Origin of the sequence: Rhizobium favelukesii (genome assembly GCF_000577275.2) — a bacterium.
In the GTDB taxonomy this organism is placed as follows: Bacteria; Pseudomonadota; Alphaproteobacteria; order Rhizobiales; family Rhizobiaceae; genus Rhizobium; species Rhizobium favelukesii.
The window spans coordinates 246,873-260,265 of record NZ_HG916854.1 but is presented as its reverse complement, the minus strand read 5'-3'; the positions used below and the strand labels follow the sequence as shown (position 1 = coordinate 260,265).

General features: G+C 60.5%; 14 protein-coding genes. 9 read left to right on the top strand and 5 right to left on the bottom strand.

Annotated features, from left to right (window positions below):
• Positions 1-3: 3 nt before the first annotated feature.
• Both LPU83_RS61230 and LPU83_RS61225 read right to left on the bottom strand, forming a co-directional pair.
• The gene (locus LPU83_RS61230) at positions 4-831 is read right to left on the bottom strand and encodes an SDR family oxidoreductase (protein WP_024316648.1); all 828 of its coding nucleotides are present in this window, start codon (positions 829-831) and stop codon (positions 4-6) included.
• Between the two features lie 26 nt (positions 832-857).
• Positions 858-1,643: an SDR family oxidoreductase gene (locus tag LPU83_RS61225; protein ID WP_024316647.1), complete on the bottom strand. Its 786-nt coding sequence runs from the start codon at positions 1,641-1,643 to the stop codon at positions 858-860.
• 463 nt (positions 1,644-2,106) lie between these two features.
• On the opposite strand from LPU83_RS61225, the gene LPU83_RS61220 reads away from it, so the two are divergent.
• From LPU83_RS61220 to LPU83_RS61210, 3 genes are all read left to right on the top strand, one after another.
• Entirely contained in the window at positions 2,107-3,093 is a 987-nt protein-coding gene (locus tag LPU83_RS61220; RefSeq protein ID WP_024316646.1) for an aldo/keto reductase, read from the top strand.
• A gap of 51 nt (positions 3,094-3,144) precedes the next feature.
• A complete protein-coding gene (locus LPU83_RS61215; protein WP_024316645.1) occupies positions 3,145-4,383 on the top strand; it encodes a multidrug effflux MFS transporter in 1,239 nt (412 codons plus the stop codon).
• A 63-nt stretch (positions 4,384-4,446) separates the two neighbouring features.
• Positions 4,447-5,340, top strand: coding sequence for a LysR family transcriptional regulator (locus LPU83_RS61210; protein ID WP_024316644.1), 894 nt, complete (start codon positions 4,447-4,449; stop codon positions 5,338-5,340).
• A 582-nt stretch (positions 5,341-5,922) separates the two neighbouring features.
• Here LPU83_RS61210 and LPU83_RS61205 read toward each other — a convergent pair.
• Positions 5,923-6,351 (bottom strand): hypothetical protein, encoded by a 429-nt coding sequence (locus LPU83_RS61205; RefSeq protein ID WP_024316643.1) that lies wholly within the window; start codon positions 6,349-6,351, stop codon positions 5,923-5,925.
• 606 nt (positions 6,352-6,957) lie between these two features.
• Between LPU83_RS61205 and LPU83_RS61200 the strand changes: the two genes are divergently transcribed.
• From LPU83_RS61200 to LPU83_RS61190, 3 genes are all read left to right on the top strand, one after another.
• Positions 6,958-7,431 carry a glycine zipper domain-containing protein gene (locus LPU83_RS61200; protein ID WP_024316641.1) on the top strand — a complete coding sequence of 158 codons (474 nt, stop codon included), beginning with the start codon at positions 6,958-6,960 and terminating at the stop codon, positions 7,429-7,431.
• Between the two features lie 353 nt (positions 7,432-7,784).
• Positions 7,785-8,207 carry a VOC family protein gene (locus tag LPU83_RS61195; protein WP_024316640.1) on the top strand — a complete coding sequence of 141 codons (423 nt, stop codon included), beginning with the start codon at positions 7,785-7,787 and terminating at the stop codon, positions 8,205-8,207.
• A gap of 254 nt (positions 8,208-8,461) precedes the next feature.
• Positions 8,462-8,659 carry a hypothetical protein gene (locus tag LPU83_RS61190; RefSeq protein WP_024316639.1) on the top strand — a complete coding sequence of 66 codons (198 nt, stop codon included), beginning with the start codon at positions 8,462-8,464 and terminating at the stop codon, positions 8,657-8,659.
• Positions 8,660-9,379: 720 nt separating this feature from the next.
• On the opposite strand, the gene LPU83_RS61185 is transcribed toward LPU83_RS61190, so the two are convergent.
• Positions 9,380-10,282: a 3'-5' exonuclease gene (locus tag LPU83_RS61185; protein ID WP_112334112.1), complete on the bottom strand. Its 903-nt coding sequence runs from the start codon at positions 10,280-10,282 to the stop codon at positions 9,380-9,382.
• Positions 10,283-10,599: 317 nt separating this feature from the next.
• Here LPU83_RS61185 and LPU83_RS61180 point away from each other — a divergent pair, with 317 nt between their 5' ends.
• A complete protein-coding gene (locus tag LPU83_RS61180; RefSeq protein WP_024316637.1) occupies positions 10,600-10,992 on the top strand; it encodes a hypothetical protein in 393 nt (130 codons plus the stop codon).
• A 252-nt stretch (positions 10,993-11,244) separates the two neighbouring features.
• Here LPU83_RS61180 and LPU83_RS61175 read toward each other — a convergent pair whose 3' ends face one another.
• Positions 11,245-11,583 (bottom strand): hypothetical protein, encoded by a 339-nt coding sequence (locus tag LPU83_RS61175; protein ID WP_024316636.1) that lies wholly within the window; start codon positions 11,581-11,583, stop codon positions 11,245-11,247.
• 71 nt (positions 11,584-11,654) lie between these two features.
• Here LPU83_RS61175 and LPU83_RS61170 point away from each other — a divergent pair, with 71 nt between their 5' ends.
• Positions 11,655-12,119, top strand: coding sequence for a GbsR/MarR family transcriptional regulator (locus LPU83_RS61170; protein ID WP_024316635.1), 465 nt, complete (start codon positions 11,655-11,657; stop codon positions 12,117-12,119).
• A gap of 112 nt (positions 12,120-12,231) precedes the next feature.
• Positions 12,232-12,906 carry a methyltransferase family protein gene (locus LPU83_RS61165; RefSeq protein ID WP_024316634.1) on the top strand — a complete coding sequence of 225 codons (675 nt, stop codon included), beginning with the start codon at positions 12,232-12,234 and terminating at the stop codon, positions 12,904-12,906.
• Positions 12,907-13,393: the final 487 nt, after the last annotated feature.

The window sequence follows — 13,393 nt, the reverse complement described above, 5'->3', positions numbered from 1 at the left end:
CCGTCACTTGGGTGCTAGCTCGCCGTAGAAGTACGAGGCGGTCACGCCGCCATCGATCAAGAAGTCGCTGCCCGTGATGAAGGCCCCGTCTGGTCCCATGAGGAGAGCGGCCAACGATGCAATCTCGTCCGGCGTTCCGGCGCGTCCTGCGGGCGAGAGGTCGATCATGCGCCTGTATCCTTCGCCACGCGGGCCAGTCAGCTCGTCCCTGGCAAGCGGCGTGATGACGATGCCGGGGCTCACGTTGTTCACCCGCGCGCCGCGCTTGCTCCACCTCACCGCCTCGGCCTTGACCCGCAGCGCGTTGCTGCGCTTGGAGATCTGGTAGGCGTTTAGCGGGTCGGTGACCTTGTCCGGCTGGAGCATCGGCAGCGCCAGCAACTCCTCGGCAGGAGTCGTGGCGAGGGCCTTGTCCTGTTCGGCGGTAAGGGCCGGCAGCCGGTGCCCGGACATCGAGGCGATGACGACGCATGATCCCCCAGCGGCGATGACCTGCCCGAACTCCTCGAGTACGACCGCTGTTCCGTAGAGGTCGACCTTCAAGATGACCTCTGGCGGCGCCTGGGACGGAGAGACGCCGGCCGCATGGATGACGCCCGTTACGTCGCCGATGGCGGTCGCCACCTCAACGAGCGCGTGCACCGAAGCACGGGAGGATACGTCGACGGTCGCCGTGCTGACCTCAAAGCCGGCTTCGCTCAGGACTTTGGCGGCGGCTTCCGCGTTTTGAAGCCGGAGATCGGCGAGCAGCACGCGCTTTCCAGAACTGACGCGTCGGGCGATCGCCTGACCGATCGAACCCGCGCCGATAACGACGACTACGCTTGTCATGTCGGTTCCTTTCGACGTAGCGCCGGTCAAGCCGTTGCGCGATGTTTCGCAACCAAAACCAAATCCCGCCGGACGCGATCGGGCTCTTGGTCGAGAGGCATGTTGTCGAGGTCGAGGACGCCATCGAGCGTGTCCTCTTCATCGGGCTGAAGCGCAGCGAACAATGGATCGACATCGGCAGGAGCTGGCCCTTTCTCCGCGACGAGCTCGAGGGTCTTCCTGGTCGCGGCGTCCGACGTGAGGCTCTCAACCAGCACCTCGGCGATTTGGTGTCGGGAAATGACCCCGTCACTTGGCGTGCCAGCATGTCGCCGGTCGCCCTGCAGGAATTCTAGGCGATGCTCGTCGGCCGCGTTGTAGTCAAACCAGCCGGGGCGCACGATCGTGTAAGGCAGACCGCTCTTACGAACGAGGCGCTCGGCCCTCCGCTTCCAGTCGTGGCCTTCATTAGTCCGATTATAGTGGCCGCGGCGTTCCGTGACGCCTATCGTGGTCATGAGAGCAATGCGCACGCTCCGCCTGCCGATGGCGGTCAGTAGGTCGCGAAGCCCGCGGTAATACACCGCCTCCGCGGCTTCCTTTCCTTGACCGTCGGCGTTTACGGTCAGGACGACGGCGTCCATTCCGTCGAGAGCCGGTCCAAGCGTCTCGGGCCTCGTCACGTCCCCCACGACGGCCTCCACGCCTTCCGGAAGGCGGCGGGCGCGGGAGGTGTTCCGCACGAGCGCACGTACGTTATGGTTCTTCCGTAGCGCCTGCTCCACGACGAGGCGACCGATGCTTCCTGTCGCACCGATGACGAGCACGTTCATCCGTTGCATCTCTGGTTTTCCTTGCATCTCGCGGAGGAAGATAGCGCCGCCAGATTGATCTGATTAGACGCTCTCGGTGGCATGTACCTATGCGCGGAATTCATGAATGCGGCGCGCATAACCCACGTCCAGACTTTCGAACGCGATCAGGCCGCTCAGCCATTCGCTCCGCCAACGTCAGATCGCCACCCTAATCCGGCGGGAATTATGAATGAGCTTCGTAGGGACATGCAAGCGGCGGTGCGGTGTCCGTCTGACTGCCGTCGCCTTACCTCGCGGGGCAGTCGTGTCTCATTACGCTCTGTTCTTGTCGTCGCGAAGGCGCGTGTCGTCCGTCCCAAAAGCGGCTGGGCCACCGGCGGGATCTATGAACCGATTTCATGACCGCATGCCGATTTAGCAGACTAATCGCTCCAAGCACTTCGTCCTATCTTCCGGTCTCGCAACACGAAAGGTGACGACGATGAAGAAACGACAACTCGGGCAAGGCCTGGAGGTCTCGGCGCTCGGTTTCGGCTGCATGGGCCTGAATTTCAGCTACGGCCACGCGCTCGGCAACGATGAGAGCATTAAGCTCATCCGCGACGCCGTGGATCGCGGCGTCACGTTCTTCGACACGGCGGAAGTCTACGGCCCGTTTACAAACGAGGAGATCGTCGGTGAAGCGCTGCGCCCCGTGCGCGAGCGGGTGGTTATCGCCACGAAGTTCGGCTTCAACATCCAGGACGGCAAGATGGCCGGTGTCAACAGCCGCCCCGAGCACATCAAGCAAGTTGCCGAAGCGTCGCTTAAGCGGCTGGGCGTCGACGTTATTGATCTTTTCTACCAGCACCGTGTGGATCCGAGCGTTCCCATCGAGGACGTGGCGGGGGCCGTCAAGGAGCTGATCACCGAAGGCAAAGTGAAGCACTTTGGTCTTTCCGAACCGGGTGCGCAGACAGTGCGGAAGGCACAGGTGGTGCAGCCGATCACCGCGCTCCAGAACGAATACTCGCTGTGGACCCGCGGCCCCGAAACGAACGGTATCCTGCAGGCATGCGAGGAACTTGGCATCGGATTGGTCGCGTACAGCCCTCTCGGCAAGGGATTCTTGACCGGCGCGATGGGTAAGGACAGCAAGATCGCAGAGAACGACTTCCGCAAGATCCTGCCACGCTTCGCGCCCGAGGCGATGGAAAAGAACCAGGCCGTGATCAACCTGATCCGGCGCGTAGCGGACGAGAAGAAAGCGACGCCGGCCCAGATCGCGTTGGCGTGGCTGCTGGCTCAGAAGCCGTGGATCGTGCCGATCCCTGGAACGACGAAGCTTCACCGCCTTGAGGAGAACCTCGCCGCAGTTGAGGTCGAGCTGACCACAGCCGATCTCACCGAACTGGACGACGCCGCAGCGAAGATCCAGGTCGAGGGCGAGCGCTACCCCGAGCACCTGATGAAGACCACGGGTCTTTGATTCCTTCGCAGGCGCCGCGAGGCGCCTTCCTTCTTTGCGAGTGAGTACGTCATGTCACAAGATTTCGCCGAGCGGCCGACCGCCTTCGTCGCGGACGAAACTGCGGAAGCACGTCCCAAGCCGCAGCGCCTGCGGCTGCTTGCCATCCTGAGTGCCCTTATGGGCTTTGCCTCGATCTCAACGGACCTCTATCTTCCGGCGATGCCGACCATGGCGAAGGAGCTCGACGCCAACGCCGGCTCCATGGAACTGACGGTGTCCGGCTTCCTAATCGGTTTCAGTCTCGGCCAGCTCCTTTGGGGGCCACTGGGAGACAGGTTCGGCAGGCGGCTCCCCGTCGCGGCGGGGCTCCTGCTGTTCGTGCTAGGCTCGGCCGGCTGTGCCCTTTCCGGAAGCCCCGAGCAGATGATCTGTTGGCGGATCGTGCAGGCCGTCGGCGCCTGCTCGGGCGTCGTGCTCTCACGCGCTATGGTGCGCGACCTTTATGAGGGCAGTCGCGCCGCGCAGATGCTGTCAACCTTGATCATCGTGATGGCGATTGCTCCACTTCTGGGGCCCATCGTCGGAGGACAGGTCCTTGCTATCGCCGGCTGGCGTGCGATCTTCTGGCTTCTCGTAATTGTCGGCCTGGTCACGCTTGCCGCGCTCTTCACCATTCCGGAGACGCTGCCGGTCGAGAGACGCAGCAAGGATTCGATCTTAGACGCGCTACGTGGACACCTCCGGCTTGTCTCGAATAGGCGCCTCCTCAGCTTCGCCGCCGCTGGCGGCTTCTTCTACGCGGGCGTCTACGCCTACATCGCCGGGACTCCGTTCGCGTTCATCGAATACTACCATGTGGCGCCGCAGCTCTATGGGGTTCTTTTCGCGCTCGGGATCGTCGGCATCATGCTTGCCAACATCTTCAACGCTCGACTGGTGACGAGCTTTGGCAGCCGCCGTCTTCTGCAGGTCGGCTCGGCGGGCGCGGCGGTCAGCGGTCTGGTGCTGCTGGTAACGGGTTCCACCGGCTGGGGCGGGCTGGCTGGCCTTGCGATCCCGCTTTTCGTATTCGTGTCATGGTCGGGATTGATCGTCGCCAACTCGATCGGCGGCGCCCTGCAGGACTTTCCCGCGCAGGCGGGCGCGGTTTCCGCTCTCGTCGGCGCGCTCCATTATGGGTCCGGGATCGTCGGCTCCGCCGCGGTTAGTCGGCTTGCCGATGGAACACCTTTCCCGCTGGCCCTTGTCGTCGCCGTGGCAGGCGTCGGAAGCCTTCTGAGCCTTGTGCTACTGCCACCAAACGCTTGACGGAGCAGCAGTTGCTTGCTTCAACTTGAGCAATCCCCCGCCATCGATATCAGGAGTTCATGAGTGAGACGTGAGGAACTGGTCGATCTAAACGCATTCATGACGGTGGCGGAGGAACAAAACTTCACCCGCGCGGCGGCAAGGTTGGGAACGTCGCAGTCGGCGCTAAGCCATACGATCAGGCGTCTTGAGTCTCGGCTTGGCGTCCGCCTCCTCACCCGGACGACCCGAAACGTCGCCCCGACCGATGCAGGCGAGAAGTTGCTCGCCACACTCCGCCCCGCGCTTGATAGCATCGGATCAGAGCTCGCGTCCCTCAGTGCGCTCAGGGAACGGCCGGCCGGCAATATCCGGATCACCACCTCGGAACATGGGGCAACGACCGTCCTCTGGCCGGTGTTGCGGAACCTGCTCGCTGAGTACCCGGAGATCAACGTCGAGCTCGCAACCGACTCCAGCCTCACCGACATCGTTACCGAGCGTTTCGACGCGGGGGTGCGCCTTGGCGAGGCCCTCGCCAAGGACATGGTTGCGGTCCGTATCGGGCCGGATCTTCGAATGGCGATTGTCGGATCGCCCGAGTACTTCGCTAAGCATCCGAAGCCGATCGTTCCGCAGGATCTCGCGTCGCAGCGCTGCATCAATCTCCGTATGTTGAGCGGAGGAGGGCTGTATGCGTGGGAACTAGAGAAGGAGGCCCGCGAACTGCGCGTACGCGTCGAAGGCCAACTCGCGTTCAACAACGTCAAGATGATCGTGCGCGCCGCCGAAGACGGATTCGGATTGGGTTTCGTCATGGAGGACCACGTGAGCCAGCAGCTTGCCGACGGACACCTTGTGCGCGTCCTCGAAGACTGGTGCCCCTCCTTCGCCGGTTACCATCTCTACTATCCAAGCCGCAGGCAGCCGTCGGCCGCGTTCTCGGTGCTGGTCGACGCCCTGCGCTACCGGGGTTAATCAACTCCAATCGGTATAACAAGGCCGACGTTTGCAAAGCAGCTAGTCGCGCCCTGACGAAGCATGACGGACTACATTCTCCGGTTCGTGGAGATACGCGAAGCTGAAGAACGTCAACCTGGAGGTTCGCTTTGGCCAGGGCCAAACAGGAGATAATGAACCTTAAATTCGAGGGTGGCGTTTCGGCCACGATCGTATTGGATCAAGCTTTGGCGCCTGGTGCATGACGTCGAGCGGTCATTCTATACCGCACGATTTCCAAGCGTCGCCTCGGTGTCTGGCCAGACGCTGACTTGATCCAGCATTTCGGTCGCCAAGGCGGAGTTCGGTCCGACCTATGTGGTGGCGACGAAGGATTGAGTCCCCGATTTGGTGGAATGATGGGGCGCCGACTTCGACCGGCACCTCGCGAAGAACACGTAGTACGCAGAGTGGTCAGAGAGGTACGCTAAAGCGGCAGGTGCCGAGTCTAGTCTTAAAGACCTCCACCACACTCCTGGTCGCTCTTGAAGTTGAAGGCCTCGCGACGAAGGACGCAGTCTGGCCACAGTCGATGGAGCGAGCTGTTGAAGAGGCAACGCATTAACGATCGGCGCGTTTGCTAAACGCTGCCAGAATGAGCGGTGCGGCCGCCGTCGCAAACCTTCCAAAGGGGAGCCGTCTCGCTAGCCGTGTCAGCGCGAAGCTTCCCGCCATGGCACCTGCCAGCTTCGCCCACGGGTATTCGCCGAGTTGAGCATGTGCGCTGGCGTCCGCCCATTCGGCCCGTGATCTGATCGCGAGTTCCGCCTGGTGAGTGAGGACGGCCAGACGAGCCCGAAGATGGTTCATCTCATCCCGCACAGTCTCGATATCGGCCCGCACATCCTCGAATGTGCGCCTGTCCCGGCGGAAGTCTTCTGGAACCGATATCTCTTCGTCGGACGGCGCATCGGTCTCAAGGTGAGCAAGATGCTCCTGTAGCTCGTCGTCGGTGTCGAAGCCGGGCGCTCGTGGCCGGATCGCGCTCATGTCAATGTTTCCTTCCTTGGATGGTCGCCCGGGTCGCCGTCGCCCAACCCGGCGACATTCCTAGCGTTGCGACGGTGGTCGGCCGACAGCGGTTTGCCGACATCGACAGCCCTCCTGAAGCGGTCGGGTCATTGCCGCGGATGTAATGCCTAGTCCGGCATCCATGAGTTCCTTTGGTCATGGGATCGCATACTCCCTATTGTGCTGCGCATAACGCACAAGTTTCCAAAAGGATGCATTAGTCGGCTTCCGACGACTTTTGCGGAACCCCGGCGCTCGGCCGGAGTTGTGTTCCAGCGAAAGGCGTACTCATGCAAGTCATGGACACGAAAGTTACGCTCGACGGCAACGCGCTGAGGGTCGACTTCATCGGTGAAGGCGGCGAGGTAGTATCTGTTCGCATGGACGACGAGAATCCCAAACTCGGTCCAGACTGCGATCGACCATGCCAAGGCGATGATGGTGCAACCTACGGCCTTCGGCGCGCGTGACAGTGGCGGAAGCGTCAACGACTACGACGCTCTCAGCCTTGGAAACCTCGAGGACGAGGATACGGTCGGGGGCAGCGATTTTGCTGCCAGATCAGATGACGCGAAGGAGAAGAAAATGGCCAGCTCGAATGAAACATCGCCTGCGGTTGAATCAATGAAACGCGAGCAGGCACGGCAGCTCCGCAAAGGTAAGAAAGGAGAGTTGGACAAGGGACTGGAAGACACCTTCCCGGCGTCCGATCCGGTTTCAATGACGCGAACGACCATTCCCACCGGCCGTACCGACCACGAAGAAGCGGAGCGTGTGAAGGCGCAGCCCAATGACCCGGAAGAGCCACTGGTGGAGGAAGCGTTGGAATCCCGTCGCGCTCAAGCAAGCGAACTTGGCGGCGCGGAAGTGCGCGCGCTGCGCTCCGAGGCCGCACGCATTTCGGAATCTGTGTCTGAGCTTGCATCAGGGTCGGTCCGGGTGGCGAAGACACAAGGAAGATCGCTCTTGGCCGATCTGGAGGAACGGGTGAGAGAAAGCCCGCTCACGGCCGTTGGGATTGTGGCAGCAATCGCATTTGTCTTGGGTGCCACACGGTAGGAAATGAAGGGCCAGCATACCGGATGGCCCTCGAGCGAGACGACGGAGCGATCGCCGGTATCAAAATCAAGACAAGCGCTACCGCAAGGTCTGATGACTTCGGTAGGCTGAATAGCCTTGGCCCCAAGCTGCAAGGACCGATTCAAATTCGTCCTCTGTGACGGGCCGGACATAGTTCACTTTGGTGACCGGCTCGCCGCGGTCCCGACTTCGTCGCTCTGGTATCGACGTGACCACAAACCGGACCAGAGTATCCGGAACCTCCCACGCGGGCAGAGTTGGACGCTTGCGGTTCACTGCGAGAGGCGTAGGCTAAACCCGGATATCGTACTGAAGTAGCAAAGGCATAGACCATGGCCGCATGCTTCCGATACATCGTCGATGACGTCAGTGCCTCGATCGATTTCTACACGAAACATCTCGGCTTCACGCTCGAGATGCATCCTGCCCCGTCCTTTGCCGAAATCTCGCGTGACGACATGCATCTCTATCTCAGCCAGCCGAACCCGCGCAGTGGCGGCGGTTCGCCTATGCCATCAGGAGAGCAGCAGGCGCCGGGCGGCTGGAACCGCATCCATCTCACGGTGGAAGACCTGAACAGAATAGTAGAGCAACTAAAGTCGGCGGGCTGTCGCTTCCGCAACGAGGCTATCCAGGGCGCCGGCGGCAAGCAGATCCTGCTAGAAGACCCCTCTGGAAATCTGGTGGAATTGTTCGAGCCCAACACGCCCCTGTATCGCGCCCCGGGGTCGAGCTCGAGGGTCGCCATCCAGTAATCGGCGGATCAGGTTGTGCCGACGGGGAAGAAAGCCGCTCCAACGCAATGTTGAGAGATCCGTTGTCAAAAGGCGCCAACTCGCCTATATCGTGTATGACCGCTGCAACATACGGGTGTCCTCCAGGCCCGTCGCAGCAGTTGTTCCCCTATGAAGGTGCAGACCTTCACACCTACGGGCCTCGGTTTCCGATGGCCCGTTTTTGTGCGTGAGGTACGAACCGATAGGCAAGGAAACGCGATGAAGAAGCCCTCATGGAAACGTTGCTTTTCACACTTGGCGTGATCGTGAACAATAGAGGCGAGGAGAGGTTGCGGATTGCGCATGCCGAAGCCCGAGAGTTCGTTGGCTCGATCCAGACCTCCGGTGTCGACGCGCGGCCTCGTATCAGCGCCTGCCTTGAACGTCTTGAAGCATGCAAGGCGGCTGACGACATTGCTGCAGCAGGATGATACTTGCTGCCGTCCAGCAGCGGATCGAGGGGGGAAACCGCGATGGCTGCGTTGAGCTTTGCGACTATCCCAGAGGCGGCGGAAGCTATCCGTCCCAGCGCGACGGCTCCACAAGCCAGGCGGGCTTCTTCAAACGCGGGCACTTACCAAGCAGTACGTGCTCTACCCAATGCAGTAGTATGGGAGGACGTGACGTGTGCAACGAGGGCTCTTACCGATACGGCACAGTTTCCTGGATAAGTGAGTTTGTGGGCTGTCAGGTGCTTTAGCAATTCGTCCGCATGGCGCTTTTCGGTGAGCGGAAAAGTAACAGTCATGCGAGATCCTCCAAACAAAACAACTGCTCGATGGCAGAAATTAAGGCCGAAATCTTTCGCACTGCAACAAGAAAATTTTAATCACAGATTTAAAATCGATTAGTTTTTGAAGTAAAATTTTCAAATCGTTTAAAACGAAGGCTTCCGTGCGGCAACCAAGCTGCGACGGTTGTTCCCCCGAAGGGTTTAAGCCGTCGCACCGAAATCGATCCCGGTAAGATGTGGAACTCGCTGCAACCGTGTTTGAAACTCGCACAAGGTCGTTCGCTGATATCGCGGCTGTCCATGACGGGAACGGCCGGAGGAGATGCCTCGCTTCGATGACAGACGATACAATGAGCATGCCCAACTCGTAGGCAGACATTCGCAATCCAGCCATACGCCCGGGTGCCGGGAATATTTCTCAGGCTTTGAAACGGTCGAATGCCGTCAGACGCTTGATCGGTGGATCGGCCTCGTCCCAGCGATAGATTTCCGAGCGCAGATAGCCGAGTTCCTCATCAAGCGCGTCTTCAGCAAGCTCGATCCACCAGGATTTCGGACGGCCGTCACTGCCATCTGACCAGCGATAGCCGCGCGCCTTCAGGTAATCTTTCATATCGAAGGGGCTGTGCTCGGCGAAGACGCGGACGCGTGATCGCTGGCTTGCTTCGTAGAGCTCGGCAAAGGGCGTTCGCCTCGATTCTCTCCCGCCCTGCGCGAGAACCTCAAGCAGGGCAAAGCAGTCGTCAACCGCCCGATGGCCGTCATGAAAATAGCCCGCCTGCCCGATCAGATAACCGAGCTTGGTGCCTTCGAAGCCGCGAGACGCCCAATCGATTTCCGAAACCGAACAAGCCCACGGCTTTCCGGCGAAGATTGGAGAAAAGGTCTCGCAGAATGGCCGGTCGAAGCCCGCATTGTGCGCGATGACGAGATCGGCCGGATCGACTAGGGCACGGAGTTGCGACGTGTCGATCACCTGCCCCGCCACCATCTCGTCGGTAATGCCTGTGAGCCGTGTGATCTCTGATGGGATCGAAGCTGTCGGCTGCTGCAGGCCGCCATAGACGCCAGTGACGTCACCGATAGTTCCCTGATCGCTGAAAGTAAAAGCGATGGCGCCTATCTCGATGATTTCGTCTTTGCTATGATTAAGGCCGGTGGTTTCGGTGTCAACGATAACGCCATTGCGAGGATATTCCGCGCGGGAAAAACCGGCGACCGGACGGGGAATTAGCCGGCGAAGGATCCTATAGTTGCCGCTCTCTTCCAGATGTCGCACCATGTCCTCTTCGCTACGAGGTCTGCCATCGCTCCGCTTCATCTCCGACCGCAGTCTTATAACAGTCCCGTCGTGTTCCGCCGAGGTCTGTGCAAACATGTCAAGTTGTGATGCCATCGCGCTTCCGACGTCCCTCAAGGTGAAGCAAGCGCCCACAATAGGGAACGGATGGTGTGAGGACAACAGGTCACATGATGGCACTCATCGCGTGGTCTTATTGCCGGCGCTTTCAATATGGATCGGCCGCATTGGCGGGTTTCGCTCACGTTTGTTGGACCCTAGGTTCGATGCTCACCATATTGACGCGTTATCTGCTGGAGCTACATATCAATTGGTGAGTGCGGGCGCGGAGGTGCCTCTTGGATCGATCGCTGTTTCTCGCCAGACTCGTAGGACCGACATTCGTCGCGGTCGCGCTCGGCATGCTGATCAATCTCGGCATGTATGAGAGCATGATCGTAGAGGGGCTGCGCGCTGGCATCCTTCTCTATCTTTCCGGCTTACTGTCGCTGCTCGCCGGCCTCGCAATCGTCAATCTGCACAATAGATGGAAGATGGAATGGCGCGTGATCATCACAGTGCTGGGCTGGCTGATGACAGTCGGTGGCGTTATCCGCATCGTCTTACCGCAGGTCGCAATCGCGGTAGGTTCGATGATCTACAGCGGCGCCGCCTCTACCATCGTGGTGGCGCTGATAGCCGGTACGCTAGGTGCTTTCCTGAGCTTCAAGGGTTACACGCGGCATGCTTGACTTAAAAGATCCGGATTGGCGCGAACGAGACATCCCTCCGGGGCTACTTCTGGTCCATTGCGCTCATTCGCGGACTGGCCGATGGATGTCCGCAATGCTTTCGCCGAAAGCGGATGATCCCTGAAACACCGCGGTAGCTCGCGGCGACCTATGCTACGCTCTCGGCTTGGCTTCGTTCCGCGCACTATGACAAGGTCGGATTCGTATCCTCAATGCACCGTGACGATGGATCGTTTGATCCCGCGCGATTGCTTACGGGCTGGGCTTGGCGGCCCAGCCGACATAGGTGAGCCAGAGGCCGATCAGTACGGCGACGCCGAAGCCCATCTGCACAAGCGACTGCGTCCTCATCGACACAGCCGCGCCACGCTGGATCAGTTGCGGCGTGGCCAGGAGCACTGCGCCGCGCAGCGCTAGGAACCAACCAAACAGGGAAATTACGATCGCCGCGGCGCTCGACCAATATTGATGGAACGCGATGATCAGCAGACCACCGAACAGCAGCAGCGCGCCGGCAAACCACACGATGAGCGGAGTCTCGAAGAAGCTGGACACCCGCGTCCGCGCTTTGGATTCCGGTGTGGCGGGCATGGACTTCCTTCAACCACCTTCGCTCGGTGGACATGCGTTTTCATATACTTTATATTCGGGACATACCGAATATGTCAAACAAGCACATGACGTCCACTGAGCAAAGCTTCATCGAGGAGGCGGCGCGGTTGCTGATGCCCTGGGGCGTGCCCCAGACAGCGGCGCGCCTTTACGGCTATCTACTGATCTGCGCCGAGCCAGTCAGCCTCGACCGCATCACGGCCGACCTCGAGATCAGCAAGAGCAGCGCCAGCGTCGCCGCGCGGTTGCTGGAAGCATATACACTCGCCCGGCGTCACAGCGAGCGCGGAAGTAAACGGGCCTTATACGCGGTTTCCGACAATTACGAAGGCATGCTGACCGAGCAGAACCGCCTGCTCGATGCGCTCGCCGATCTCCTGAAGAACGGAGCAGGTACCGTCGCATCGGGAGCAACGCGGGACCGCCTCGACGAAATGGCGGAGTTCTACCTCGCGATACGCCAGGCAATGGAGACAGCGCTCGGGCAGTGGCGCACAAAGAAGCCGCGATCCTGATCGACGCGCTCGATCGGCGTTCCCCCGCTTAGGGCCAAAGCCGGTCTGGCAATATCTCGTGGAAGGAGTGAGCAACATGGAACAGGCAGAAAAGCCCCGGGAGCCGAGTGCAATGTCGCGCAGCACGGCAATTGCCTATGCGATCGGTCTGCCGCTTTCGCTGCTTGAATTGATCTTCCTGCCGGCCGGCACGATCGCTTGGCGGCCCGGATGGATATTCCTTGCAGTTCTGTTTTTGGGTTTTGGCACTTCGGCCCTCGTGCTCGCCCGGGTCAATCCCATTATTTACCGCGCGCGCAGCCGGTTTCAGGCGGGCACGAAAAGCTGGGACAAGGCGCTGCTTGCGGTCATCCTGCCGGCGATGGCGGCGGTCCTACCGGTCGCCGCGCTAGATGCCGGGCGGTTCCATTGGTCGACTGTTCCCGCCTGGGCGGTGCTATTGGGCTATATCGGTGTGGTCGTGGGCATCGCCGTGACCGGATGGGCGCAGGCGGTGAATCCGTTCTTCGAGCCTGGCGTCCGAATCCAGTCCGAGCGACATCAGCGTGTGATCTCCATCGGTCCCTACCGCTTTGTGCGTCACCCCGGGTATATCGCCGCGCTGTTGCTCTTCTTCGGCATGGCGCTTGCGCTGGGCTCATTCTGGGCGCTCGGTCCCGCTGCGCTGGCGGCAGTGCTACTCGTCTTGCGCACATGTTGGGAAGACCGGCTGTTGCGGGCCGAGCTTCCTGGATATAACGATTATTCCAATCGGGTGCGGTGGAGATTGGTCCCCGGCGTCTGGTGAAGGCGGCGATTCAATATCGGCTGCAGGGTCAATGGCGGGCTTACGCTCGATCGATTCAACTGACGGAAGTGACGCTCGGCGACGTGACCGAAGCCATTTGGACACTGGTCGAACCTTCCTGTGCTCGTCTGATTGCCTCCTCCAGCTCGGACTAGGCGTCGGGCACGCCAACTGCCGGAAGCGCAGGTCAAGTCGATATCGCACACCACACGCGCGCAGCCGAAAGCGAATTGGCTTCTCGAAAGAGCTGTCTCACCGCTTTGTGCGGGGCATTGGATTGGGATTGCCTCCTTCAGCAGACCTTGCCTTTCGCGTGTCGTACAAACCCTGTCCAAGCGACAGGCGCGTCAAGCGAGAGGGAAGTTGTTGCCTGGACGTCAGCGGGAGCTTCCTCTCGAAGGCACCCTCGACAATAACGAATTTGGTCTCATTGCTTGCAGCATGGACAGAGTCGGTCCTCCACGGCTTCGTTACCGCCAGGGCACGC